We start from the raw sequence: 25,370 nt of genomic DNA, 5'->3' as shown, positions 1-25,370 counted from the left end.
CAAATTAGAAAATTGCAAGTCTAGGAGTAACGGAAGTTATCCAATAAAAGGAACCCACGGTTCGCTAAGCTTTAAACAGTGATGAGTAACTAAAGCTAGTTTGCTGTTCTCGGGTCAATTACGATTAACTAAGTCATTTCTAACTGCTGGTTAGGATTCATTAATTAGCAAAAAAATTAATCATCACTAAGCCGCTTTTTTTACGATAATTTTTAGCTATTTGTTGTGAATAAACGTTTTACAGCAAGAATAAATATGGTATACTATTCTAGTAAAAGTTGCCACTATAGCTCAGCTAGGTAGAGCACTTCCATGGTAAGGAAGGGGTCGTCGGTTCAAACCCGACTAGTGGCTTAATAGTTATCTTCTTCATGAGGACTTACCTGATTATCGGGTAAGCCTTTTTTTACGTCCGGAATTAAAAATTGGGGTCCGTCACCAAGATTCCTTTTGCTTGTCTTTATGAGATTTAGTATAATTTTAAAAATGTGTCAAATTTCGACAAGGGGGAATTGATGGATGGATTCGAAATATCGGGTTGAAAGTATCAAAAAGCAGTATCGGCATATGACCTATTGGGATATGTTTGCGACTTGGATTGGGGCTAACGCCAATAACGGGACCTGGTTTATTGGAGGGATTATTGCGGCGTGTGGTTTCTGGGGCGGAATCAAGGCGCTCTTGATTGCCTCCAGTATTTCGTACATATTCTTGATGATGGTTGGCTATATGGGAACTAAAACAGGCGTTTCCACGATGGCACTTTCGCGGGCTTCGTTTGGGATCCGGGGAAGCATCATTCCATCCTTAGTAAATTTAACCCAGTTTGTGGGTTGGACGGCGGTGAACACCTTCATTGCGGCCACCTCCGTATCTTATATCTTACATAGTTTTTGGGGCTGGCCCATTTATGGACAACCTGGTGGTAACTTAGGTTTAATTGTCGGAATTGTGGTAATGAGCATTCTCCATTTACTTAGCATCGTTGCTGGTCAGCGCTCAATTCAAATTATCGAACGGATTGGGATTATCTTGGTGATTATCTTTGTGATTTGGGAATCGGTGGTGGTATTCCACGATGTCTCCTTTAGTCAGATTGCCCACTGGCAGGTACCACATCACTTAAAAATGGATCAAGGGACCGCGATGGATACGCTAGCAGCGTTTAACCTTGCGTGGGTTACGGCCGGTGCGGACTTTACTCGGTTCACTAAAAAGGTAAATACCGCCACTACCGCTCCGTTCCTGGGTGCCAATTTAGGAGTCTTTGGGTTTGCGTTTATTGGATTAAGTGCCACGATTAGTATCGCGGTTAGCTCGGGCGTTTACGACCCTAACAACTCGGATCCTAGTACGATTGCTAACCGGCTGGGGCTAGGCGTAATTGCCATGATCGTCATTATGCTAACTAGTATGACGGCAAACGCGGTTAATATTCAGGCTGCGGGCTCGGCCTTAAATAACATGTTTAGCAAATTATCTTTAAAACAATCGTTACTGATTACGACCATAATTGCTACGGTGGTCACGTTTATCCCCGTTTTCTACGGTAGTTTCTTAACCACCTTTACAGCCTTTCTGGACTACGTTGGCATGGTTCTTGGCCCGATTATCAGCATCATGGTGGTGGACTACTTCTTGATTGCCAAACAACGTTACGCGGCGAAAGATTTAGGTGATCCCCACGGACCGTATTGGTACCATAAGGGAATTCACTGGACGGCCTTTGGACTGTGGATTTTTGGTGTATTAATTTATAGCGCTTTACAAAGGGTAAGTTTTGTTCAAAAATATACGGGAGCAACCTTTTTGGTGATGATTTTGATTGGTTGTCTATATTGGGGAATTATGCAACTAGAAAAGGGGAAGCACAATGCTAATTAAAGGTGTGTATATTGAAAACGCAAAGGAACCAAAGGACGTCCGGGTTGAAGGAGGAGTTTTTCAAGAAATTGCGCCTAATTTAACCCCTCATGAAAGTGAGGAAGTGATTGAGGCACAGGGCAAACTGTTGTTGCCGCCGTTTGTTGATTCACACGTTCATTTAGATGCAACACTGACGGCGGGTGAACCCGAATGGAACGAGTCGGGCACCCTGTTTGATGGGATTCGGATTTGGGCGGAACGCAAAAAGAGCCTTACAAAAAAGGACGTTAAAACTCGGGCCCTGCAAACGTTGAAACGGCAAGCGCAACATGGAATCCAATACGTACGGAGCCACGTCGATACTACCGATCCTAACTTTACGGCATTAGAAGCCCTACTAGAAGTTAAGGACGAAGTAAAAGATTTTATGGAATTGCAGTTAGTTGCCTTTCCACAAGAAGGAATTTGGTCGTTTCCTAATGGCAAGCAGTTACTGAAACAAGCGGTCGCGATGGGAGTTGACGTAATTGGTGGCATTCCGCATTTTGAATTTAACCGGGACTATGGAGTTGCCTCTTTGAAGTACATCGTTGAACTGGCGGAAAAGTACGATAAATTAGTGGACGTCCACTGTGATGAAATTGACGATCCAAATTCACGACACTTGGAAGTGTTAGCGACCTTGGCTTACGAAAGCGGCCTGAAAAAACGGGTCACGGCTAGCCACACTACTGCAATGGGGTCGTACAACGACGCCTACGTCTACAAGTTGATGCGACTCTTGGAAATGTCAGAAATTAACATGGTTTCCAACCCGTTAATCAACATTCACCTGGGTGGTCGATTCGATACGTACCCGAAGCGGCGCGGATTAACCCGGGTGAAGGAGCTGCTAGAACACCACGTCAACGTCTCATTTGGTGAAGACGATGTGAAGGATCCGTGGTACCCAATGGGCGATGGCAACATGCTGGATTCAGTTCACATGGGCATTCACGCGGCACAGCTGATGGGGTATTCACAAATTATGGATTCTTACAATCTAACTACTAATAACGGGGCCAAGACGCTTAACGTTGAGGATCATTACGGAATCGCGGTCGGCAAACCAGCCAACTGTTTGATTTTTAACGCGGATAATTTTTATGACGAATTAAACGAACGTAAAGAATTGCTTTACTCCATTCACCAAGGTAAAGTGATTGTCCAAACTCAACCAGCACAAATTAAAACTAATTTCTAAAACTAATTGGCAACTCAACGGGCATTTCGTTAGGGTTGCCAATTTTTTTGTGCGATAATTTAATTCAAATACAAACAAGGAAGTTGAGCGCATGAAAGATTTAGTTCAGACCTTCGCCGAACAAAAAAGCGACCTGTGGCAAGCCCTACTCCAACATTTGGGGATTTCACTGGTTGCGTTGGTGCTGGCGATTGTAATTGCAATGCCTTTAGCAATTTGGGCGACGCGACACCGCAAAATTGCGGAAATTTTGTTGCAGATTACGGGAGTTTTGCAAACGATTCCGTCTTTAGCCTTATTGGGATTGTTAATTCCATTAGTGGGGATTGGCAGCGTGCCAGCCATCATTGCCTTGGTAGTGTACGCCCTGTTACCAATATTTCAAAATACATACGTGGGGATCACCGAGATAGACCCATCGTTAGAAGAGGCGGCGGACGCTTTTGGAATGCGGCCATTACAAAAGCTATTTCGGGTGGAACTACCCACCGCCATGCCGGTAATTATTTCGGGAATTCGGACGGGACTGGTTTTGATTATCGGAACGGCAACGTTGGCCGCGTTAATTGGCGCTGGGGGACTTGGAAATTTCATCCTTTTAGGAATTAACCGTAACGACCCTGCATTAATCTTGGTGGGGGCCATCAGCTCTGCCTTATTAGCGATTGGGCTAAGTGCGTTATTAAACGTTTTACAACGGTGGTCGGTTAAAAAAATCACCATTAGTTTGGCAATTCTCGTGGTGGCGGTTTCTGGTGCCACGGTTGCTAAAATATTAACTCCGCCGACCGAAACGATTACGATTGCGGGAAAATTAGGTTCGGAGCCGGACATCTTAATCAATATGTACAAGGATTTAATTGAAGAGGAAGCTCCTCATACTAAAGTGACCTTAAAGCAAAACTTTGGGGAAACGAGCTTTTTATTTAACGCGTTGAAGGCTGACAAAATTGACATTTATCCGGAATTTAGCGGTACCGTATTAGAAACTTTAGTGAAGGATGCCCCTTCCCAGCGTCTAAGTGCGGCACAAACATACTCGACTGGGCGTAAATTGTTAGCTCAGCAATATCAAATGGACTATTTGAAACCGATGCGTTACCAAAACACTTACGCCCTGGTGGTGAAAAAAGATTTCGCAAAACAGCATCACTTAGAAAACATTTCGGATTTAAGCCGGATTGAAAACCAGCTACACGGGGGGATGACGCTCGAGTTCATTAACCGCAAGGACGGGTGGAAAGGAATTCAAAAAGCGTACGGTTTAGAGTTTCCGGTCAAGTCGATGCAGGCCTCGTTGCGCTATTCGGCTATTAAAAACGGGCAAATTAACGTTGCCGACGCTTACTCCACGGATAGCCAGATTCGGCAGCTCGGGTTGCAAGTCCTCAAAGATGACCAACACGTTTTCCCACCGTACCAAGGTGCGCCGTTAATGAAGAAGAGCTTTGCTAAAAAACATCCGCAAGTGGTCCGGGCGTTAAATCGCTTAGCAGGCAAAATTACGGAAGCAGAAATGCAAGAGATGAATTATCAAGTGAACGTCCAAAAACGTTCCGCCCAACAGGTGGCCCACGACTATTTGGTCAACAAGGGTTTGTTGAAAGGAGCCGAACGTAAATGAGTAAGACAATGATTGAATTTCGGCACGTGAAAAAGATTTTTGGTGGTCGAACAGTAATTGATGACCTAAGTTTTACGGTCAAGGAGGGCGAAATTTTCGTCCTGGTCGGAACTTCTGGAAGCGGGAAGACGACCACTTTAAAAATGATCAACCAGTTGTTTGTGCAAACCGCCGGCGACATTTTATTCAACGGGCAGAGAATAAAGGATTATGATTTGCGTAATTTACGTTTGGAGATTGGGTACGTGCTCCAACAAATTGCCCTATTTCCAACGATGACGGTGGAGCAAAACATCAGTTTGATTCCAGAAATGAAGCGGGTCGATAAAGAAGAGGTTAAACGACGGGTCACCCAGCTGTTAGAAGATGTTGATTTAGATCCAGAGCGCTACCGCAAACGGTACCCGCGGGAACTTTCGGGAGGCGAGCAACAACGGATCGGAATTCTTCGTGCATTGGCTGCGCAGCCACCGGTGGTATTGTTTGACGAACCTTTCAGCGCGTTAGACCCTTTGGTGCGAGCGCAGTTACAGGACTTAGTTTTAAAATTGCACCAGAAATTTAAGAACACGATCGTTTTTGTTACCCACGATATGGACGAAGCCCTGAAATTAGGGGACCGTATTGGGGTGATGAAGGACGGAAAGCTGTTGCAAGTAGCCACCCCGAAGGAAATTGCCCAAAATCCCGCCAACGAATTTGTGGAAAATTTCTTTTCAGCCACTGTGGGTAAGAACCTATACCAAACCGAAGTGGAAAAGGTGGTGCGCACAGGTTTTGGGGTATCGGCGCCGTCCACGACAGAAAAATTACCTGTCATCCCAAGAACGGCCAGTTTAGACGAGGTGTTCCAGCAGTTAGCTGAGCACCCAATTTTACAGGTAGTGGATGAACACGGGCAGACTACCGGCTGGGTGGATCGGCCGTCTTTGTTTAAGTATTTGAGTGAAACAGTCCATTAATTTAGTTAATGAGGGGGAGCATTATGGAAAAATTTGACGTAGTTATTATTGGTGCAGGGCCTGCGGGTTTAGGGTTAGCGTATGATTTAAAACAAGCTGGTCAAACCGTGGCCGTAGTGGAAGAAAATCGCTGGGGCGGTACTTGCCCCAACCGCGGGTGTGATCCTAAAAAAGTTTTAATGGCGGCAGTGGAAGCCAAGTTACGTAGCCGCCACCTCGTTGGGAAGGGCTTAGAAAACGAACCGGAAATCGACTGGCCTTCCCTAATGCGTTTTAAGGAAACGTTCACGGAACCAGTTTCTTCAAGTAGCCGTCAGGGATTGGTTGACGCTGGGATCACGGTTTTAGACGGGCACGCTGAATTTGTGGATCAACACACGCTAAAAGTAGGCGAACAGCGGGTGGAAAGCAGCCAATTCGTAATTGCCACTGGCCAACGTCCGGGACGCCTAAGCAAAATTGAAAATGAAGCATTGATGCAAACTAGTACAGACTTTTTGGCAATGCCGGAACTGCCTAAGCGAATTGCCTTAGTAGGGGGCGGCTACATTGCCTTTGAATTGGCAGCCATCGCGAACGCAGCCGGAGCGGAAGTGCACGTGATTCATCATAACGATCGGCCCTTAAAGCAGTTTCCAGCAAAAAGCGTTAAGCAATTTATGGAACAACTGACTAAACAAGGGGTTCAATTCCACTTAAACATTGACGTTACCGCGATCGAAAAAAGCGCGGAGGGGATGACCTTGCGGGATGATCATCAATTTAGTTTGCCAGTGGACCAGGTTTTCGTTACTGCCGGCCGAGTACCTAACCTGGATACCCTGAACCTTGAACAGGCTGGGGTAGAGACCGCGAAAAATGGTATCATGGTAGATGACCATTTGAAAACTACGGCAAGCAACATCTATGCAATGGGCGACGTGGTGGCTAAAGCGCAACCGAAATTAACTCCGGTGGCAGGCTTTGAAGCACAATATTTGGCGCAATTGTTGACCCACCAAAGTTCGGCAGCCATTGCGTATCCAGTGATTCCGACCGTCGTGTATGGGGTTCCCCAATTAGCAAAGGCCGGGATGGAAGTTGCAACTGCACAAAAAGACTCGCAACGCTATGAAGTTAAGGACTTGGATTTAACTAATTGGTTTACCTATCGGCGGATCCAAGATCCAGACGCGCGGGCGACGGTCGTGGTTGACCGCCAGTCCCAACAAGTAGTGGGCGTGGTCACCATGAGTAGTGAGGCGGAACACGTGATTAACGACCTTACGTGGCTGATCAACCATGGCGGTAGTCTTAGCGAGTTACAACGGCAAATTTTCGCGTACCCCACTGAAGCTAGTGACTTAGAGTACTTGCGGTAGTTAAAATTTAAGAAAAGGATCGTGATTTAATGGAGTTCGTGGGCGTCCTCGTTTTAATCTTAGGATTGACGCTGTTAGCGGGCCACTTTGCACAACGGATTGGCATTCCTGCCGTAGTTGGCCAATTACTGGTGGGAATTGTTTTAGGACCGGGAGTTTTAGGGGTAATTCACAGTAACGAAATCACCGCGGTGTTTTCCGAAATCGGAGTCATTATTCTGATGTTTTTAGCCGGGTTAGAAAGTGACCTGAAGATGTTAAAGCGCTATATTAAGCCAGCGCTGGTCGTTGCCGTCATGGGGGTAATTTTACCAATTGCTCTGGTAGGCGGCGCGAGTTTGATCTTCGGGGTTAGCCCAATGGAAGCCCTCTTTATTGGGGTGATTTTTTCGGCTACTTCGGTAAGTATTTCGGTAGAGGTGTTGAAGGAGTACCAAACTCTAAATACCAAAGAGGGAGCGACGATTTTGGGCGCAGCAGTGGCTGATGACATCCTTGGCGTATTGTTATTAGGGGTAATGATTGCCTTAACTAGTTCGAGCGGCGGCTCAAAGACTAGTTTGGGCGGCGCGCTTTTTTACCAAGTGCTATTTTTCATTGCCGTGTACGTAATTGGGAAATGGTTGGTGCCGATGTTAATGCGAGCGGCGGATCGTCTTTACATTACCGCTGCCCGACCAGTAATGTCGATCATTATTTGCCTAGGACTGGCTTGGTTAGCAGACGTAGCTGGGTTGAGCGGCGCCATCGGGGCATTCTTTGCCGGCGTTGCCGTTTCGTTGACTGACGAAAATGATGAGTTAAATGAAAGCATTGAGCCAATTGGCTACGCCGTTTTTATTCCAGTATTCTTCGTTAGCGTAGGGCTTTCGATGTCGTTTGCGGGCTTGCAGTCGGTAATCGGTTTGATTATCACCCTGACGGTCTTAGCGACCTTGACCAAGTTACTAGGTTGCGGCGCCGGTGCGTACCTGTCCGGCTTTGACGTAACCAGTAGCGGAGTGATTGGTGCCGGGATGATTTCCCGGGGCGAAATGGCGCTAATTACCCTGCAAATTGGGTATGGAGAGCACTTAATGAGTGAAACATACTATTCCGCAATTGTGTTGGTAATTGTGCTGGTAACGTTGATTGCACCGTTCATTTTAAAAGATGCGATCAAGTACAATAAGCGCGCGATGGCACGGTAAATATAATTGAGAGTGGGACAAACTGACTTTTGGCACATGTTTTGGCTCTATTGAAGCCAAAACGCCAAAATAAAAACGATTCATGATGAAGTTTAACTTCATGAATCGTTTTTTATTTAGAGCCTTTTGTCACAGCCCCTTTTTGGTTAAGCGGAGCAAACTGACTTCTGGCGCACGTTTTGATTTTATTGAAGTCAAAACCCCAGAGATTTTTCGTTTTTCTCAGCTTTGTCTTTTTAATTTTTAGAGCTTCCCCGAAGAATTCCACACTCTTTTTATGCTAAAGCCTTCTTCCTTCATCTGGGTAATAATTTCGCTAACCTTCCCGATGCTTACCAAATTGAGATGATGCATGGCTCTGGAAGCAATCGTGTACAGGGTGCCCCTCCATAATTTTTCGGGGTAATTTTGTTCCGAAACGTCGTAGGCAATTACCGAATCAAATTCCAACCCCTTCGCTAGGTAAATGGGTAATACAACGATTCCCTTAGGCAACGAGCGGTCACCGTCGGTTAGCAGGCTAGGTCTTAAATCATGCAACCATTCCGCAACTTGAGTACTTTCCTGCATGTTTTTTGTTAGGATAGCGACGGTCCCATAATCTTGCAATTCGGCTTGGCAAATTTGTTTCACTGCGGTAATGGCCTCGGAAAGGGTATCCGTAACCGTAATTTCGGGTAATTTACCATGTCGACTAAAGGGTTGAATTTTATCACCGTCGGGTAGTAGGGCCGCCGCAAATTTAGTGATTTCCGCGGTGGATCGGTAGCTGCGGTTAAGGGTGATCAGGTTGGCCCGATGAACGGCAAATGCGTCCTTAAGTTTTTCAAGTAAAGCGGCAGGTTTGGTAACGTCCTTGAACAAAGCTTGTTCACTATCGCCCAACAACGTAAACTTGGCCTTCGGAAAGGCGTGCTTGAGGTACATTAACTGGGCAACCGAATAATCCTGCATTTCATCGATGAAGACGTACTGAAACTTGCGATTGGTACCGCTTCCGGTGATCAAATCCCGTAACATCATTAGCGGAGCGGCATCTTCTAAACGTACATGATGCAATTCAATGTCGTTATTGAAGGTGGTGGCCGCTGCAGCGCCGTCAATTTCAGAAGATGGGAGCTGCCTTAAGAAATCCGCATACTGGGCGTAAACATCAATAAAGTAGTTATTAAAAATGGCATCGTCGATAATTTCAAAAGCCTTGGTAACTAAGTGACGGCCAATGAAATAATTTTCTTCATCAAAGGAGTTAAAGTGGCGACGTCCCACAATTTCGTGGTATTTTTCGTCACTGATTTGGTCGAGCTGGGTTTGCACCCAGTCCGCAGAAACTTCTTGATCAATCCGGGCCTTTAATAACTTAACTAGTTGGTTTTTAGTTCGTAAAATCCGTTCGCGGTTGCTCATGGATGCAGGGAAGCTCGCAAAAATTTCGCGAATCTGCTCTTTTTTAAAGAAAGGCGCCCCTTGATAATTAATGTCGGTGAATTTAATATTTTCCGGGGTGAGTTGGTCTTCATATTGCTGAATTAACTCAATGTACCGTTGGCTTTCTTTAAATGAAATAATCCGTTGTTCTTCCGCAGTTTGGCTAACTTGGTTTTCAAAACGGTCAAACAGGCTTTGGACGTTGAGTCCTTCCAAACGCCGGTTAAGAAATTCGGCCAGGGTAAGCTGGCGCATGTTACGTTCCCCTAAACTAGGCAACACGTCGGAGATGTAACGACTGTACAGTTTATTAGGCGAGAATAAGACAATCTCGTCCGCGTCAAGGGAAGCTCGGCTATGATAAAGTAAAAAGGCAATGCGTTGCAGGATTGCGGAAGTCTTCCCGCTACCGGCAACCCCTTGAACAACGAGCAGGTCGCTTTGAACGTCCCGAATGATGTCGTTTTGTTCCTTTTGGATGGTGGCCACGATGTTGCGCATGTATTCGTCATTTTGCTCACCGAGCGCCTGCTGCAATAGTTCGTCACCAACCGTTTCGTTAGTATCGAACATGTGGGTGATTTCACCGTGGCTGATGGTAAACTGCCGCTTCTTAGTTAATTCGGTTTCCATGGGACCCGCCGGAGTTTCGTATTTGACCTTTCCGAGGGTTCCGTTGTAATAAATACTGGAAATGGGCGCTCGCCAGTCGTAAATTAAAAAGTCGCCGTCTTGGTCGGCAAAGGAGGCCACGCCGATGTATAGTGATTCCGGCGTGGTTTCGTCAGGATCTTGAATGTCAATGCGTCCAAAGTAAGGCGAATCCTGTAATTCAGTTAAGGAGTTGATTTGTCGTTTTAAAATGGCTTCGTTTTCCACTGCCCGGGCAACCAAACCTTTTTGCTGCTGAATTTCCGCTTCCGTTTCAATCCGGTCGTCGGCTTCAATCAAGTTGACCTTAGCGTTTTGCGAATAGTTCTTTTCTACCTTGCTAGTTTCGTGATGGGCCTTTTCGTACAGATCTTCCGTCCGCTTTTTCTGGGCGCCAATCTGGTCAACTACGAAATCGACGCGTTGTTGTTCTTGCTGTTGCTCGTCCACCTGAATTACCTCCGTCCTTTTAGTGCTTGAACCATTTTAGGGGCCATTTCCGGGAAAGTCAAACTAAAGGATATTAAGGGAGATTTTTTTGACAAGGTTAGTGAAATTCCTATAGAATGGAATAGAAGTAGTAAGCCAAGCACAGAGAGGGAGGATTGCTGAAAAATCCCACGGCAAGCGAAATGGATTAGTTACGTTACGTAGGGCGAAATCCCTTATCTTTCAAGTGAGCGGTGACTTTATAGAAAAGTCACAATTTAGGTGGTACCGCGAGATTTCGTCCTATTATTCAAATTTTGAATGATAGGTTTTTTTATTTATTAAATTAAGTTATTGGAGGAAAAGAAATGACAGCCAAAAAAGTTATTTTGACCGGCGACCGGCCAACCGGAAAGTTACATATTGGTCACTATGTGGGTTCGCTAAAAAATCGGGTCCAACTTCAAAACACGGGGAATTACGATACCTTCATCATGATTGCTGATATGCAGGCGCTCACGGATAACGCTCGGGACCCTGAAAAGATCCGCAATAGCCTTATTCAAGTAGCGCTCGATTATCTGGCGGTAGGGATCGATCCAGCAAAATCGACCATTTTTGTTCAATCACAAATTCCAGCGCTTAGTGAACTTACCCAACACTACATGAACTTGGTTAGTGTTTCACGTTTGGAACGCAACCCGACCGTTAAAACTGAAATTAAACAAAAGGCGTTTGGCCAAAGTATTCCAGCTGGTTTCTTGACTTACCCAGTTAGTCAAGCGGCAGATATTACTGCGTTTAAGGCGGATACGGTGCCGGTTGGAGATGACCAAGAACCAATGCTGGAACAAACTCGCGAAATTGTTCGGAGCTTTAACAATATCTATGGTAAAGACGTCCTTGTGGAACCAGAAGGCTACTTCCCACCAAAGGGAATGGGGCGGATCCCTGGTTTAGACGGAAATGCTAAGATGTCTAAGTCGTTGAACAACGCCATTTATTTGGCAGACGACGCGGACACGATTCAAAAGAAAGTAATGTCAATGTACACCGATCCACAACACATTCGCGTAGAGGATCCCGGACACATTGAAGGTAATACGGTCTTTACCTACCTCGACATTTTTGATCCAGATAAGGAAAAGGTTCAAGAATTGAAGGATCATTACCAAGCCGGTGGGTTAGGCGACGTTAAGATTAAACGTTACTTAAACGAAGTTCTCCAAGCGGAATTGAAACCAATCCGGGGACGCCGGGAAAGTTACGCGGCCGACCTTGCGGGAGTTTACCAAATTCTCGAAGAGGGAAGCCAAAAGGCAAATGCAATTGCGAACCAAACCTTGAGCGAGGTGCGGGAAGCAATTGGGTTGAATTATTTTAAAAAATAGAGTGCGGAAGAACTCGGGAATTTCCGAGGATTAACAGAATCAAGGCCTTAATCACGGTTTGGGTGATTGAGGCCTTGATTTAGTTAACCGGAAGAAATTGAGTTCTGGAGCACGTTTCGACTGTGCAGCAAGAAAGCACAGAATTAGGGCCTTAATCGTGGTTTTAGCGATTGAGGTCCTAATTTGGTTACCGGAGGAAGTTGGGGCAGAAAACACGTTTCGACTATGCGGCAGGAAAGCACAGAATCAAGGGCCTTAATCGCGGTTTTAGCGATTGAGGCCCTAATTTGGTTACCGGAGGAAGTTGGGGCAGAAAACACGTTTCGACTATGCAGCAGGAAAGCACAGAATCAAGACCTTAATCACGGTTTGGGTGATTGAGGCCTTGATTTAGTTAACCGGAAGAAATTGAGTTCTGGAGCACGTTTCGACATTACTAAAGACAATCCATTGAAAAAGGGGCTCGCTTTTTTAAATCCGGAAGGGCTTTTGTTTTTCTTTTCTTAAAGAAAAGCCGGACCTAATTTTTAATAGTACTTAAGGAACGTTAATTGATAAGGTTTTACTAGTTTTGCCAACTCTTTAACGCGCTCAACCATTGGGAATGGTAAAATAAAAAATGAATATATCAATTAAATGAGGATCCCATAATGAAAAATTTAGTAATTGTCGATTTAGGGTCGAATTCGGTACGGATGGCCATTAACTCGATTACGGATGAAGGCACGTTCCGGGAAATCAGGCGGGTTAAAGAAGACTCCCGAATTTCTGAAGGTATGGGACGCGAACGCTTGCTTCGACCGCAAGCAATCAACCGGACGATTGAAGCACTTCACCGGTTTAAAGCAATTTATGAAGAGTACCCGAGAATTGAAGTTCGCGGGATTACCACGGCGGCGGTGCGGATGGCCCGTAACCAAAAAGACTTTTTAAAACGCGTTCAACGCGAAACGGGAATAAAATTAGAGGTTTTATCGGGAGATGACGAAGCCTACTACGACTATCTGGGGGTAATTAATTCACTAGAGGTCAAGGACTGTTTGGTACTGGATACCGGAGGGGCCAGTTGTGAGTTAATCGACGTGCACAATGGTAAGGCGCGGAACATGATCAGCATTCCAATCGGGGCAGTATCGCTTTCAGAACGGTTCCACTTAAGCAACGTGATTCGTGGGGATAATTTATTTTCCGCCGAAATGTTTGTTAATAAGCAGCTCCGCGACGTTTGGTGGATTATGGACGCGTTTAATAAACCGGTAGTTTTGCTAGGGGGCGCGAACCGGACGTTAGCTCGGATCAACCGCTGTCGGCAAAAAATTGCCCGGGTGAACAACATTCACGGCTATCGGCTAAAAACAGAAGCAATTAACCGCACTTTCCGTTCTTTGATTACCCGTAATCTGGAAAATCGCAAAAAAATTGCTGGTTTGGAAACGGCTCGGGCCGACATTATCGTGGGCGGGGTGTTACCATTGGTGATGCTACTTCAGATGATTGACTCGGACCGGGTAATCTTTTCAGAAAGTGGCGTACGGGAAGGCATTATTTCAGAATACATTAACCAACATGTAAAGGGAGTTAATTTATGATTGAAGGATACCATCGGTTAAGCCGGCAAGCCCAGTTGGAATTATTGTCAGAAGTGACTGGCGTAGGGGTGGCTACGTTAGCAAAATTGCCAATTGACGCTGTACGGCAGCAACAAATCGAAAATTACTTAACTGATTTCCGAGTACCGGAAGGAATTGCGGTGAATTTTAAAGTTAACGGACGTGAGCACGTGGTTCCAATGGTCACCGAGGAACCTTCCGTAATTGCGGCAGCTAGCAACGGAGCCAAGTTAGTTTGCCAAGCTGGCGGATTTCAAGCCCATAGTAAGCGGCTGATGCGCGGCCAATTATTGATGAATACGAAAACGAGCATTGAAGTTAGCCAATGGGTGGTTGACCACCAAAAGCACCTGTTAGAAGTGGCCAATGCTGCCCATCCTTCGATGCAAAAACGCGGAGGCGGCGCGCTAAAAATCATGCCCCGCCCGCTGTCTGCTACCCAGCTATCCGTGGATTTGCTAGTGGATACAAAGGAAGCAATGGGGGCTAACACCATTAACACCATGCTGGAAGCTTTGAAAACGGAATTTGAGATGGAAGGAATCGCCGTAGAGATGGCAATTTTATCTAACCTGGCTGACCAGGCGCTGACCACGGTTACTTGTACGATTCCGGAAACGGTTATCGATTCTGCGGTAGCCCAAAAGATTGCTGATGCAAGTGAATTTGCCCAGATTGATCCGTACCGGGCAGCTACCCATAACAAGGGAATCATGAACGGAATTGATGCCGTGGTGATGGCTACGGGGAACGACTGGCGGGCTATTGAAAGTGGTGCCCACGCATTTGCAGCTCGTGATGGGCAGTACCGGGGACTAAGCACCTGGCAAATTGTTGATCAGCAATTACAAGGCCAATTAGTAGTGCCATTGCCGGTTGCTACGGTCGGTGGGTCGATTGGAATTAATGAGCAAGCTCAACTAAACCTCGAATTGCTTCAAATTGATAGTGCTAACCAACTTGCAGAAGTGATTGGGGCAGTTGGGCTCGCCCAGAATTTAGCGGCGCTCAAAGCCATCGTGACTGAAGGAATTCAGCACGGACATATGCGGCTACAGGCAAAATCATTGTTATTAGAACACGGATTGCCCGCAACTAAATTAAACGAGGCGGTGCCCCGGTTATTAAAAGAGCCGCGGATTGATTCCGCTCACGCCCAAAAAATTATTGAACAAATGAGAAAGAAGGATCTTGATGAGTAACGTAGAAGTTAATGACCAAGTAAAATCACTGTTAGAAGCCGTTAACGCAACCTTCCCGGGGGAGGTCCGTTTAAGTTTTGGTGACCAACAGGCCGGATTCGTTCGGCACGACCAAGCCCAACAATTCCACGAGCCGGGAAAAATGTTAATTAAGGTAGACGACATTACCGCGCCTAACTACACGGCTTCTCACGAGCTTATTCACTTATTGATGGTATTAAAAGGATTTCCGCAACTATACTTTGGTTTAACGACTGGGGAAAAGGAAACCGACCAGCAATTAATGTTTTTAATTACGGAGCTTTACGACGTAATTGCCCACGAAGTGGTGGTTGATGAGCAGCGGCGTCACGACTTGATTGATGAACAAGTGGAAGCTGAATTCTTGAAGGGAATTCAAGACGCGGTGGAACCCGAAACGGATGGCAAAGTAGATGGCTTTAGCGCCATTCGCTTGATCATGATGATGGACGCAATTAATTTTTATGGCGACCATCTTAGCGATTATGAAGCACAGTTAACCGCGGATTATCCAACCACGTTTGCAAAGGCCCAAAAAATGATGGCGGAACTAAACCAGCGCAGCATCACTAGCCCGTTTGACTTGCACCGAAAAGTAGTTAAGGCATTTACGATGGTGGATCAACAACTTCAAGACTGGGGCTTGCCAGAACTTCATGCTCTAGAATTTGCTACGCTGGGCAGCGTGTTTAGCGAACGGCAATTACGGTTATCCGTTAAACAATTATTCCAAATTTACCATTCGGAATTGCACGAAAAAGCTCAGGACACCCGGGCCTTTGTAGGATTAGGAATTGGCGACCAACAAAACGCCTTCGTAGTCCCTACGCCAAAGGATAAGCCTAGTGACGAGTATTTCCGGGAATTGTACGCAAAAAACGTAAAGGATTTCTTTGACGAAATTAAGATGCCGTACACCACTCGCTAATTTAATCATTAACTCAAAACTCTGGTTGCGGTCGTTGACGTTAACCAGAGTTTTTAAGTGGAGAGCAGTTTTTAAACGTCACGCAGTGCAGTGCAAGAATAGCGGCATAATAAAAACTCAGAAAAACTTTTAAGTTTTTCTGGGTTTACTTCAAGTTAATAAATTATGGTTTTTCGGGAACTACTACCATAGCCACCAGGTAGATGATGAGACCCGGGAAGAAACCGGAAAAGACGGTGATTGCAGTGTAAATAATCCGTAATAGGTTGGCATCCACGTTATATGTTTCCGCAAAGCCACCAATTACGCCGCTGATTACCCGATCGGTGGATGATTTATACAGCCGTTTATTCATGTGCTCACCTCATTTCGTTTCTTACATTATATAACATTTAGGTAAGAAAAACGCGAAAGATGAATCCCGATAGCTAGGCAGAAAATTAAATGGTAGAATTATTAGGTACTGATTCCATGTGTAAAATTGGAGACATTTAAAAATGAGTGAAAAAGGTTGGAGAATTACGGCAAACATTGCTGGAATACTTTCGTTATTGGCGGTATTCTTGTTCATGTTTCGCATGTTAGTAGGTAAGATTGATTTTTGGACCATCCTGTTTTTTTCGTTAATTGTGGTCGGAGCAGTCGCGTACGCATTGATCCATATGATTTTAAAAATCCGGTGGTTAACCCCGAGCAAAGAATCGGTTACCGAGCAGGTTTCGGAGACTAGGGAATTCGTGGGACTCTTTATGAGCATTTTAGTAGTTTTTGCTTGTGCAATCGGCTTTAGTTTTTTTAGCAAAACGGCAGCTGGTGAAACAGCGGGAACGATTTTGTTTGGAGCAACTTTAATCACGATCGTTGCCAAGATTTATGACATCTGGCGATTAACGAACGCAAAAACACAAGGGCGGCAAATGGTTGGACACGATCCAATTTGGCCCCTGTCACAAGCTGAAAAAATTGGGTGCGGTCTTTTCTTAATTGGTATTTTGGGGATGTGGCTGTGGGCCCCATTAGTAGCGATTAGTTACGCCGGACTATTAATTTTTTTGATCAAGCCAATTCGTCACCGCGTGGAAGGCCGGTGGCTGGACGTGCTTTTAATGACAATTAATTTAGTAATGGTGCTTTTATCGACACTTTTGGTGGTTTTTAAATAAATATTAATAAAACTGAAATCAAACTAACCGTGAACTTTTGGATTTGAATTTCAGTTTTTTATTTAGAAAGGAATTTAAATGATAGAAATTGGTTTAAGTACGTGGACGGACCATCCGACGTTGTCAACGGAAGGAAAGGATAAAGCCACGTTAACGGAATACGCGGGACACTTTCCATTGGTGGAAGTGGACAGCTCCTTTTACGCGCCCCCTTCCTTATCCAACGTGGTTAACTGGCAGCATCAAGTTCCAGAACAGTTTCGGTTCATTTTTAAGGCTAACCAAGCGATGACGCTTCATGATGGGGTAGTTGACGAAGACTACTTAACTACCGAGCGGCGGATGGTGTTCACCGATTTTTATAAGGTCATGCAACCCTTAGTGAAAGCTAATCAATTAGCTGCGGTACTTTTTCAGTTTCCACCGTCGTTTCGTTGCGAACTGAAAAATATTCGTTATTTATTCGAGGTTCGTCAAATGATGGGGCAACTGCCAATTGCCGTGGAATTCCGTAATGCTAGTTGGTTTACCGATGCGGTGACTGAAGATACCTTATCTTATTTACAACGCTTAAAAATGATTAACGTGACGGTGGACGAGCCTTTTGATGGGAACCAAGGGATGCCGTTTGTTTTACAAGTCACCAGCGCAAAACAGGCGTTTTTCCGGCTACACGGGCGTAACGCTAGTGGTTGGTTTAGCAGCGGCAAGAACTGGCGACGAGAACGGACTAACTACCGGTATTCGTCTGCGGAACTAAAAGAGTTGGCAGAATCCATCAAGGCGGTTGCGGAATCAGTTCAAGACGTTATGGTGATTTTTAACAACAATGGTAATCACGATGCGGTAGCCAACGCCAAAGAATTGCAACAGCTCCTGGGAATTCATTTTACGGGGCTTGGTCCAATGCAGTTAGACTTATTTTAGCCCGGGAAGCGCCCATTTTTCCGCGTGCTATATGGTACAATAACAGTAATTATCTTTAGACTAGAATTGAGGAACCATGATGGCAGAAAATAATACTTATTACATTACAACACCGATTTATTATCCATCCGGCAAATTGCACATTGGTAATTCCTATACCACGATTGCTTGCGATGCAGAAGCCCGTTTTCAACGGTTACAAGGCAAGGACGTCTTCTTTTTAACCGGTACTGATGAACATGGCTTGAAGATTGAACAAAAGGCGGAAGCTCTACACACCACCCCCCAAGCTTATGTAGACGACATGGCCAAGGGGATTAAAGAACTTTGGAAATTACTCGAAATTTCCAACGACAAGTTCATTCGGACTACCGATGAAGCTCATGAAAAGTCCGTTCAATACATCTTCCAGAAGCTGCTTGACCAAGGCGACATTTACCTCGGCGAGTACGAAGGCTGGTACTCCGTTTCTGACGAAGAGTACTTCACTGAATCCCAATTAGCTGAGGTTTACCGTGACGAAAATGGCAAGGTAATTGGTGGTAAAGCACCTTCTGGTAACGAAGTTGAATTAGTTAAGGAAGAATCGTACTTTTTCAAGATGAGTAAGTACGCGGACTGGTTGCTGGATTATTACGAAAAACATCCCGACTTCATTCAACCAGCAAGCCGGATGCACGAAATGATCAACAACTTCATTAAGCCAGGTCTTGAAGATTTAGCGGTGACCCGGACGAGCTTCAAGTGGGGAGTTCCCGTTAAAAATGATCCTAAACACGTAATTTACGTTTGGATCGACGCACTTTCTAACTATATCACCGCGTTAGGTTACGGTAGTGACGATGACAGCTTGTTTAAACGTTACTGGCCGGCTAACGTACACATGGTTGGTAAGGAAATCGTACGGTTCCACACTATTTACTGGCCAATCATGTTGCACGCGTTGGGATTAGAAATGCCAAAACAAATTTACGGCCACGGTTGGTTATTGATGAAGGATGACAAGATGTCCAAGTCAAAGGGAAACGTGATTTATCCCGAAACCATCGTGGAGAAATACGGGTTAGACGCACTTCGTTATTACCTATTGAAGGCAATGCCTTACAGTAACGACGGAAACTTCACACCAGAAGACTTTGTTTCTAAAATTAATTTTGATTTGGCAAACGACCTAGGGAACTTATTGAACCGGACCGTTGCCATGATTAACAAGTACGAAGGCGGCGTAATTCCTACGTTCCAAAGCGGGGTTAACGAAGTCGATGCGGACCTCGAAAAGGTTGCTGCAGAAACCATTAAAAATTATCAAGAATTAATGGAAAGCATGCACTTTAGTGACGCATTGGCTGAAGTTTGGAAGTTAGTTTCTCGTTCAAACAAGTACATTGATGAAACTACGCCATGGATTCTAGCGCGTAACGATGATGAAGCATCAAAACAAAAATTAGCTAGCGTAATGAACCACCTTGCGGAAAGCTTACGGATTATCGCAATTTTGATTCAACCGGTGATGACGCAATCACCAGCGAAGATTTTCGGCCAACTAGGTTTGGATCCGGCAACGATGGAACTTCAAGGTTTACACTTTGGCGAAATTCCAGCCGGCACTAAGGTGGTAGAAAAGGGAACGCCAATTTTTCCTCGGTTAGATATTGAAAAAGAAGCGGCATTTTTGAAGGGTCAAATGACCCAATCAGACAAAAAGAAGGGACGGGCAGCAATGGCAGAAGCAAATCAAGCAAAGGCTACGGAAGAAAACGTAAACGAAGCTAAAAAAGAAATTCGCATTGAAGCATTCGATAAGGTTGAACTACGGGTAGCAGAAATTCTGGAAGCGGGCCACGTAGAGGGCGCTGACAGGTTATTGAAGTTCAAATTAGATGCGGGCGATGAAGAACCACGCCAAATTTTGTCCGGAATTGCACAATGGTATCCAAACCCAGAAGAATTAGTGGGTAAAAAGGTAGTGATCGTTGCCAACTTGAAGCCAAGAAAGATGCGCGGCGAAATTAGTCAAGGAATGATTTTGTCGACGGAACGCGATGGCCAAGTAAACGTGGTAATGGTGGACGAAAAACACGAAAATGGAGATGTGTTGGGATAAAACCAGAGGGCGGAGTAACCCGGGTAGCTCTTGAGGATTAACGGAATTATCTAATTAATCGCGGGTTAAGCGATTGATTAGATAATTTGGTTAACCGGAAGAAGCTAGGGGACTGGAGCCGATTTCGACAAGGCAGCCACTTCCGCTGTGTTTATCCTAAGAATCTGGAATTGATAAGTGAAATGCGAAGAAGCTGGGAAAAACGTTGTTCACCCCAGCTTTTTTGCTATTAAGTAACGGGGCGTTAAGCCCGATTTGATAAGTTGGGGAGGCAATCAAGATGAAAATTTTTGATTCACATACTCATTTAAATGACGAAGCTTTTTGGGGAAACGAGCAAACGTACCTGGATCACGCGCGTAAGTTAGGGGTTAAAGCTACGGCCCAAGTCGGGTCCAACACAGTTTTAAACCAACGGGCTCTAGAATTAGCCGAAAAATATCCCCACACCTACGCGATTGTGGGATGGCATCCGGAAGACGCAAAAGATTTCCATGAATCCGAGCGAGCAACGTTATTGGAACAGTTGAAAAATCCTAAGGTAGTGGCCTTGGGAGAGATTGGATTAGACTATCATTGGGATACGTCGCCCCAAAAAACACAACGGCGGGTTTTTACGGAACAAATCCAAATCGCCCAAGAACGTAATTTACCGATTGCCATCCATAACCGAGATGCGATGGAAGATACCTACGAAATTTTAAAGAATGCCAGCACGCACCCAATCAAGGGTGTGATGCACAGTTTCAATGGGAACGTTGCTTGGATGGAAAAATTTTTGGAACTCGGATTAAACATCTCGTTTAGCGGAGTGGCGAGTTTTAAGAAGACTAAGGAAGTGCACGAAGCCGTTCGCCAAGTACCGTTGGAGCGGATCATGGTGGAAACCGACGCACCGTACTTAGCTCCGGAGCCTTTACGCGGCAAGCAAAACGAGCCGGCCTACGCGCTATACGTCCTAGAAGCTTTGGCCCGCCATCGGGACATGGATCCAGACGAATTAGCAAAGGCAACTTTTGAAAATACATGTAAACTTTATGGGATTGAAAATGAAGAAAATTAAAGAAGTAATTGTAGTAGAAGGAAAAGACGATACCAAACGAATTAGTTTAGCGGTCAACGCGGATACTTTGGAAACCCGGGGTTCGGCGCTGTCTGAGGAAACGATTGAACAAATTCAGCAGTTGCAAGAAACGCGGGGAGTAATTGTGTTTACCGACCCTGATTTTTCAGGTGAAAAAATTCGTAAAACCATCGCGGCCGAAGTACCTAACGTTAAACATGCTTTCTTAAAGCGCAGTGATGCCGTTCCCGACCACAAGGGTAGTCTAGGGGTCGAACACGCTAGTCCAGAAGCAATTCGGCATGCATTAGAGCATCTTTATACGGAAGATGACGAAGCGTTGCCTCAAATTTCTCAGGACGACTTAATGGAAGCTGGATTAATTGTGGGAAAAGAGGCTAAAAAACGCCGAATTAAGTTGGGCGAAATATTAGGAATTGGATACGTAAACGCAAAGCAACTACCAAAAAGGTTGCAATTATTTCAGGTAGCTAAAAGTGATTTTGAACAAGCAGTTCAACAAATTGACGGAGGAAAGTATGAAGAATCAGATTGAGATTGGGAATCCCACTCGGACACGGGCGATTTTAGAAAAATATGGCCTATCCGCTAAAAAAAGCTTAGGGCAAAACTTTTTAACCGACCCCAACGTGTTGGTTAACATTGTGGATGCGGCCGAAATTAACGATGGCGACGACGTGATCGAAGTGGGACCGGGAATTGGGAGCCTTACGGAACAAATTGCTAAACGGGCCCACCAAGTTTTAGCCTTTGAAATTGATCAAAATTTAATTCCGGTTCTAGATGAAACGCTGGCTCCGTACGATAACATTACGATTATCAACGAAGACGTACTTAAAGTTAACGTTAACGAAGTGGTTGCGGAGCATTTCGACGGACAGCATCCGATTAAGTTAGTGGCTAATTTGCCGTACTATATCACCACCCCCATCTTAAAATCGTTTATGGCAAGCTCCTTGCCAATCGCAAAAATGGTGGTGATGATGCAAAAAGAAGTTGCCGACCGGCTTACCGCGCAGCCTGGGGATAAGGAATACGGTTCGTTATCCGTCGTGGTGCAATACCGCATGCAAACTCAGGTAGAGTTCACGGTTCCTGCCCGGGTGTTTGTCCCCCAGCCTAAGGTGGATTCTGCGATTGTTAGTTTAACGCCTCGCAAAGATTGGCCAGTTTATCCTGCAGACGACCGTGACTTCTTCAAAACGGTGCACGGATGCTTTATGCACCGCCGAAAGAACTTGTGGAATAACATGCAGGGGTTGTACGGCAAGGCACCGGAAACTAAAGAAAAAATTCAGTCCGTATTAGACGAGTTGGAAATTGACCCGCACATTCGGCCAGAACGTTTAACGGTGGTTGACTTCATCAACTTACACAACCAAATTCAAACTGTCGGACTAAAGCGTAAATAAACCGTTTTAATTGAAATAAAGCACAAAAAAACTAAATGTAAAGCGTTGATATTCAATTGTTGGTGTGGTAAAATTGCATCTTTTGTGAAACTATGATAGAATGTTTCACATGGGAAGGTGAAGTTAATGCCAATCACACTAGCTACAATAAAAGATAAACTCGATAATCGTATCGGGGAAGAATTATTGGTAGTCGCTCAGGCTGGCCGCAAGAAAGTTACCAAACGGCGTGGACGATTGCACATGACATACCCAGCCGTTTTCGTAGTTGATTTGGATCAAGACGAGAACTCCTTCGAACGTGTGTCGTACAGTTACACAGACATTTTAACTAGAAACATCAAACTAAACTTTGACGATGAAACTGATGGTGAAGAAGCCGCCGAAGACATCGAGGATGAAGAAGACGAAGCAGAATTTGATGCAGAGTAACTTCTAGCTAATAAAACTTGGTGAACCGTGGTGAAGGAGCTAATTAAAGCTAAATCACGCGGTTCTTAAGCGTGGAAACGGGCTGTTAACCAAAACAGTAGCGGACGCAAAGTCATTAATGACTTTGCGTTTTTTTATGTAGTAGACATTAGAGAATAAATTACTTCCCAGAACTTTGGGGGCGCGGCTTTTCCAAGTTACACATGACGGCTTGGTTTGTAACTATTTAGTTATCGTGTTTTGCTAATAATTAGGGTAAAGTTTCACTTTGTGTTAAACACCCTTTTTTATTTTGTTTAATTTTCTAGTATAATCAGTATTAAAAGTAAACAAAGCGGGTGGAGTAAATGGAAATCACCGAGAAAGCTCCTGCTAAATTGAACCTTTTTTTAGACACGCCATTCAATCATCCCGATGGTTTACCAGAATGGAACATGATTATGACGTCGGTTGATTTAGCGGACTATGTCAAGATTGAAAGTATTCCAGGGCGCACGGGAATTAAGGTGCGAACGAATACTGGTTTTTTACCTAACGATAGTCGGAACTTAGCGTATCAAGCAGCCCGAGTTTTGCAAGAAAAGTATCAAATCCGCGCGCGAGTGAACATTGAGATTCGAAAACACATTCCGGTAGCGGCCGGTTTAGGTGGCGGTTCTTCAGATGCAGCAGCGGTATTGCGCGGTTTGAACCAGCTGTGGGATTTAAAATTAAATAACGAAGAGTTGGCTAAAATTGGGTTGACCATCGATTCGGACGTTCCTTTTTGCGTCTATGGGCATACGGCACACGTTTTGGGAAAAGGTGAAAAGGTGATTCCCTTAAAAAAGCTGCCCCCAATGTGGGTGGTAATTGCCAAGCCCAAGCTTAGCGTTTCCACGCCCCATATTATTAGTAAAATTGAACACCAAACTTTACAACACTCAAATATTAAATTAATGCTCGACGCGATTGAACACGAGGATTATGATAGTATTTGTCGTTATATGGGGAACGTTTTAGAACAAGTAACCGGAAAAGAACATCCGGAAGTACTAAAAATTAAGGATAAAATTAAACAATTCGGGGCGGACGCAGCGCAAATGAGCGGTACCGGCCCGACCGTGTTTGGAATTTGTTCCAAGTCGACCCGGGCTAAACATATTGTTAACAGCTTAAAGGGTTTTTGTCATGAAGTATATTTAGTGAGAATTTTGTGAGGGATAGAAATGGCTAATCATGAAGCAACAAAAAAGAAAATTGTCGACGGGTTATTTGAGTTGTTAAAGGATAATGAGTTAGCCAGCATATCAGTTAGTAACATTTGCCAAACTGCGTCAGTTTCGCGGATGTCGTACTACCGAAGTTTTAAATCTAAGGACCAAATCATTGATTATAAAATTGACCAAATATTTACGGAATTTTTTAACTACTTAATGACCCGTCCTAATCACGATATTAGTGCCTTCTTGGAGGCTTACTTTGCAGTTTGTCGGAAAAATGCTTATTATATCGGAATTTTAATCGATGCTGATTTAAACGACCGCTTGTATAATAAATTGCATTTTTACCTAACCGATCTAATTGAAAAGGGAATTTTCAAACTACGGACGGACATCCCCGTAATGTGGGTTAATTTTGCGGCTGGCGGCTTAAGTCAAATGGTTGTGCAATGGGTGAAGGATGGACTCGTGCAGACAAACCAAGAAATGGTAATGGTTGCCCATCGCTTCTTAAGGTAGCGTATTTACATAGTTGCCAAACTGGTTGAAGAACATGGCAACGGTATAAGGAACGGAACTCGTTCTGCTATGGGGGATTGGTAGCGCTATCGTAGGAAATCTACTATAATAGAAACATAAATTATGGGAGTGATGGACATGCTCGAGTATAAAAAGATCTTAGTACCAATTGATGGCTCTGCTAATAGTGAATGGGCCCTGAAAAAAGCAATTTCGGTGGCTCAGCGGAACCATGGACATTTAGACGTGGTTACCGTTATTCAGTCCTCACGTTTTATGGATATTTATGGGCATATGGGTACTAACATGAATTACGTCGAAGTATCCCTCCTCCGAGCTAAGGAATATGTCGATAACATTAAGGAACAAATTCAGCAAAAGTACCACTTTACTGATATTGACGTATACGTGGAAGCCGGCGATCCGAAAACCGTTGTGGCCACTGATTTGCCAGAGAAGTTAGGAACCGACCTGATTATGATCGGGTCGACCGGCCTGAACGCTTTGCAACGAACGCTGCTCGGTTCGGTAGCTGATTACGTAGTTCGCATTGCGCCAGTTGATGTTTTGCTGGTTCGCACCAAAATGGATAATTTCACGATTGCTAAGGAAGTATAACAG

At 44.7% G+C, this 25,370-nt stretch carries 22 protein-coding genes and 1 tRNA gene; 21 read left to right on the top strand and 2 right to left on the bottom strand.

What is annotated here, in order from left to right:
* The first annotated feature begins 280 nt into the window (after positions 1-280).
* The 7 genes from HMPREF0623_RS09195 (at position 281) to HMPREF0623_RS09165 (ending at position 8,246) form a co-directional block, all read left to right on the top strand.
* Positions 281-354, top strand: a tRNA-Thr gene (locus HMPREF0623_RS09195).
* 165 nt (positions 355-519) lie between these two features.
* Entirely contained in the window at positions 520-1,884 is a 1,365-nt protein-coding gene (locus HMPREF0623_RS09190; protein WP_002830224.1) for a cytosine permease, read from the top strand.
* Complete coding sequence (gene codA / locus HMPREF0623_RS09185) at positions 1,874-3,109, top strand: cytosine deaminase (protein WP_004166810.1); 1,236 nt, start codon at positions 1,874-1,876, stop codon at positions 3,107-3,109. The genes HMPREF0623_RS09190 and codA overlap by 11 nt, the downstream gene beginning before the upstream one ends.
* 91 nt (positions 3,110-3,200) lie before the next feature.
* Positions 3,201-4,733 (top strand): ABC transporter permease/substrate-binding protein, encoded by a 1,533-nt coding sequence (locus HMPREF0623_RS09180; RefSeq protein WP_004166809.1) that lies wholly within the window; start codon positions 3,201-3,203, stop codon positions 4,731-4,733.
* A complete protein-coding gene (locus HMPREF0623_RS09175) occupies positions 4,730-5,695 on the top strand; it encodes an ABC transporter ATP-binding protein (protein WP_002830218.1) in 966 nt (321 codons plus the stop codon). Before HMPREF0623_RS09180 ends, HMPREF0623_RS09175 begins: the two co-directional genes overlap by 4 nt.
* A 23-nt stretch (positions 5,696-5,718) precedes the next feature.
* The gene (locus HMPREF0623_RS09170) at positions 5,719-7,056 is read left to right on the top strand and encodes a dihydrolipoyl dehydrogenase family protein (protein ID WP_036671474.1); all 1,338 of its coding nucleotides are present in this window, start codon (positions 5,719-5,721) and stop codon (positions 7,054-7,056) included.
* 29 nt (positions 7,057-7,085) lie between these two features.
* On the top strand, positions 7,086-8,246 hold the full coding sequence (locus tag HMPREF0623_RS09165; protein WP_002830215.1) for a cation:proton antiporter: 1,161 nt from the start codon (positions 7,086-7,088) through the stop codon (positions 8,244-8,246).
* A gap of 243 nt (positions 8,247-8,489) precedes the next feature.
* Here HMPREF0623_RS09165 and helD read toward each other — a convergent pair whose 3' ends face one another.
* Positions 8,490-10,775, bottom strand: coding sequence for an RNA polymerase recycling motor HelD (gene helD, locus HMPREF0623_RS09160; protein ID WP_004166806.1), 2,286 nt, complete (start codon positions 10,773-10,775; stop codon positions 8,490-8,492).
* A gap of 347 nt (positions 10,776-11,122) precedes the next feature.
* Here helD and trpS point away from each other — a divergent pair, with 347 nt between their 5' ends.
* The 4 genes from trpS to HMPREF0623_RS09135 all read left to right on the top strand — a co-directional run bounded on the left by trpS (position 11,123) and on the right by HMPREF0623_RS09135 (position 15,906).
* Entirely contained in the window at positions 11,123-12,145 is a 1,023-nt protein-coding gene (trpS, locus tag HMPREF0623_RS09155; protein WP_004166805.1) for a tryptophan--tRNA ligase, read from the top strand.
* 650 nt (positions 12,146-12,795) lie between these two features.
* Entirely contained in the window at positions 12,796-13,734 is a 939-nt protein-coding gene (locus HMPREF0623_RS09145; RefSeq protein ID WP_002830210.1) for a Ppx/GppA family phosphatase, read from the top strand.
* Positions 13,731-14,957 carry a hydroxymethylglutaryl-CoA reductase, degradative gene (locus tag HMPREF0623_RS09140; protein ID WP_002830208.1) on the top strand — a complete coding sequence of 409 codons (1,227 nt, stop codon included), beginning with the start codon at positions 13,731-13,733 and terminating at the stop codon, positions 14,955-14,957. The genes HMPREF0623_RS09145 and HMPREF0623_RS09140 overlap by 4 nt, the downstream gene beginning before the upstream one ends.
* Positions 14,950-15,906, top strand: coding sequence for a hypothetical protein (locus HMPREF0623_RS09135; RefSeq protein ID WP_004166803.1), 957 nt, complete (start codon positions 14,950-14,952; stop codon positions 15,904-15,906). Before HMPREF0623_RS09140 ends, HMPREF0623_RS09135 begins: the two co-directional genes overlap by 8 nt.
* A 163-nt stretch (positions 15,907-16,069) precedes the next feature.
* Here HMPREF0623_RS09135 and HMPREF0623_RS09130 read toward each other — a convergent pair whose 3' ends face one another.
* Positions 16,070-16,261, bottom strand: a complete 192-nt coding sequence (locus HMPREF0623_RS09130) for a PspC domain-containing protein (RefSeq protein WP_004166802.1) — start codon at positions 16,259-16,261, stop codon at positions 16,070-16,072.
* Between the two features lie 142 nt (positions 16,262-16,403).
* Here HMPREF0623_RS09130 and HMPREF0623_RS09125 point away from each other — a divergent pair, with 142 nt between their 5' ends.
* From HMPREF0623_RS09125 to HMPREF0623_RS09080, 10 genes are all read left to right on the top strand, one after another.
* Positions 16,404-17,069, top strand: a complete 666-nt coding sequence (locus HMPREF0623_RS09125; protein WP_004166801.1) for a hypothetical protein — start codon at positions 16,404-16,406, stop codon at positions 17,067-17,069.
* A gap of 78 nt (positions 17,070-17,147) precedes the next feature.
* Positions 17,148-17,996: a DUF72 domain-containing protein gene (locus tag HMPREF0623_RS09120; RefSeq protein ID WP_004166800.1), complete on the top strand. Its 849-nt coding sequence runs from the start codon at positions 17,148-17,150 to the stop codon at positions 17,994-17,996.
* A gap of 79 nt (positions 17,997-18,075) precedes the next feature.
* Complete coding sequence (gene metG, locus HMPREF0623_RS09115) at positions 18,076-20,100, top strand: methionine--tRNA ligase (protein WP_036671466.1); 2,025 nt, start codon at positions 18,076-18,078, stop codon at positions 20,098-20,100.
* A gap of 280 nt (positions 20,101-20,380) precedes the next feature.
* Complete coding sequence (locus HMPREF0623_RS09110) at positions 20,381-21,163, top strand: TatD family hydrolase (RefSeq protein WP_002830200.1); 783 nt, start codon at positions 20,381-20,383, stop codon at positions 21,161-21,163.
* On the top strand, positions 21,150-21,719 hold the full coding sequence (gene rnmV / locus HMPREF0623_RS09105; protein WP_002830966.1) for a ribonuclease M5: 570 nt from the start codon (positions 21,150-21,152) through the stop codon (positions 21,717-21,719). Before HMPREF0623_RS09110 ends, rnmV begins: the two co-directional genes overlap by 14 nt.
* On the top strand, positions 21,703-22,596 hold the full coding sequence (rsmA, locus tag HMPREF0623_RS09100; protein WP_002830198.1) for a 16S rRNA (adenine(1518)-N(6)/adenine(1519)-N(6))-dimethyltransferase RsmA: 894 nt from the start codon (positions 21,703-21,705) through the stop codon (positions 22,594-22,596). Before rnmV ends, rsmA begins: the two co-directional genes overlap by 17 nt.
* Positions 22,597-22,722: 126 nt before the next feature.
* A complete protein-coding gene (locus tag HMPREF0623_RS09095) occupies positions 22,723-23,028 on the top strand; it encodes a Veg family protein (RefSeq protein ID WP_002830196.1) in 306 nt (101 codons plus the stop codon).
* A 347-nt stretch (positions 23,029-23,375) separates the two neighbouring features.
* Entirely contained in the window at positions 23,376-24,227 is an 852-nt protein-coding gene (ispE, locus tag HMPREF0623_RS09090) for a 4-(cytidine 5'-diphospho)-2-C-methyl-D-erythritol kinase (protein ID WP_002830195.1), read from the top strand.
* A gap of 9 nt (positions 24,228-24,236) precedes the next feature.
* Complete coding sequence (locus HMPREF0623_RS09085; protein ID WP_002830194.1) at positions 24,237-24,749, top strand: TetR/AcrR family transcriptional regulator; 513 nt, start codon at positions 24,237-24,239, stop codon at positions 24,747-24,749.
* 138 nt (positions 24,750-24,887) lie between these two features.
* Entirely contained in the window at positions 24,888-25,367 is a 480-nt protein-coding gene (locus tag HMPREF0623_RS09080) for a universal stress protein (protein ID WP_002830967.1), read from the top strand.
* Positions 25,368-25,370: the final 3 nt, after the last annotated feature.

Source organism: Pediococcus acidilactici DSM 20284 (assembly GCF_000146325.1).
Lineage (GTDB): Bacteria > Bacillota > Bacilli > Lactobacillales > Lactobacillaceae > Pediococcus > Pediococcus acidilactici.
The sequence above is the reverse complement of the archived record's forward strand: the minus strand, read 5'-3'. Positions and strand labels throughout refer to the sequence as shown.

Bases quoted from the DNA above. Each gene is read 5' to 3' on its own strand.
- HMPREF0623_RS09190 (WP_002830224.1), top strand. From the start codon at position 520: ATGGATTCGAAATATCGGGTTGAAAGTATCAAAAAGCAGTATCGGCAT.
- codA (WP_004166810.1), top strand. From the start codon at position 1,874: ATGCTAATTAAAGGTGTGTATATTGAAAACGCAAAGGAACCAAAGGAC.
- HMPREF0623_RS09180 (WP_004166809.1), top strand. From the start codon at position 3,201: ATGAAAGATTTAGTTCAGACCTTCGCCGAACAAAAAAGCGACCTGTGG.
- HMPREF0623_RS09175 (WP_002830218.1), top strand. From the start codon at position 4,730: ATGAGTAAGACAATGATTGAATTTCGGCACGTGAAAAAGATTTTTGGT.
- HMPREF0623_RS09170 (WP_036671474.1), top strand. From the start codon at position 5,719: ATGGAAAAATTTGACGTAGTTATTATTGGTGCAGGGCCTGCGGGTTTA.
- HMPREF0623_RS09165 (WP_002830215.1), top strand. From the start codon at position 7,086: ATGGAGTTCGTGGGCGTCCTCGTTTTAATCTTAGGATTGACGCTGTTA.
- trpS (WP_004166805.1), top strand. From the start codon at position 11,123: ATGACAGCCAAAAAAGTTATTTTGACCGGCGACCGGCCAACCGGAAAG.
- HMPREF0623_RS09145 (WP_002830210.1), top strand. From the start codon at position 12,796: ATGAAAAATTTAGTAATTGTCGATTTAGGGTCGAATTCGGTACGGATG.
- HMPREF0623_RS09140 (WP_002830208.1), top strand. From the start codon at position 13,731: ATGATTGAAGGATACCATCGGTTAAGCCGGCAAGCCCAGTTGGAATTA.
- HMPREF0623_RS09135 (WP_004166803.1), top strand. From the start codon at position 14,950: ATGAGTAACGTAGAAGTTAATGACCAAGTAAAATCACTGTTAGAAGCC.
- HMPREF0623_RS09130 (WP_004166802.1), bottom strand. From the start codon at position 16,261: ATGAATAAACGGCTGTATAAATCATCCACCGATCGGGTAATCAGCGGC.
- HMPREF0623_RS09125 (WP_004166801.1), top strand. From the start codon at position 16,404: ATGAGTGAAAAAGGTTGGAGAATTACGGCAAACATTGCTGGAATACTT.
- HMPREF0623_RS09120 (WP_004166800.1), top strand. From the start codon at position 17,148: ATGATAGAAATTGGTTTAAGTACGTGGACGGACCATCCGACGTTGTCA.
- metG (WP_036671466.1), top strand. From the start codon at position 18,076: ATGGCAGAAAATAATACTTATTACATTACAACACCGATTTATTATCCA.
- HMPREF0623_RS09110 (WP_002830200.1), top strand. From the start codon at position 20,381: ATGAAAATTTTTGATTCACATACTCATTTAAATGACGAAGCTTTTTGG.
- rnmV (WP_002830966.1), top strand. From the start codon at position 21,150: ATGAAGAAAATTAAAGAAGTAATTGTAGTAGAAGGAAAAGACGATACC.
- rsmA (WP_002830198.1), top strand. From the start codon at position 21,703: ATGAAGAATCAGATTGAGATTGGGAATCCCACTCGGACACGGGCGATT.
- HMPREF0623_RS09095 (WP_002830196.1), top strand. From the start codon at position 22,723: ATGCCAATCACACTAGCTACAATAAAAGATAAACTCGATAATCGTATC.
- ispE (WP_002830195.1), top strand. From the start codon at position 23,376: ATGGAAATCACCGAGAAAGCTCCTGCTAAATTGAACCTTTTTTTAGAC.
- HMPREF0623_RS09085 (WP_002830194.1), top strand. From the start codon at position 24,237: ATGGCTAATCATGAAGCAACAAAAAAGAAAATTGTCGACGGGTTATTT.
- HMPREF0623_RS09080 (WP_002830967.1), top strand. From the start codon at position 24,888: ATGCTCGAGTATAAAAAGATCTTAGTACCAATTGATGGCTCTGCTAAT.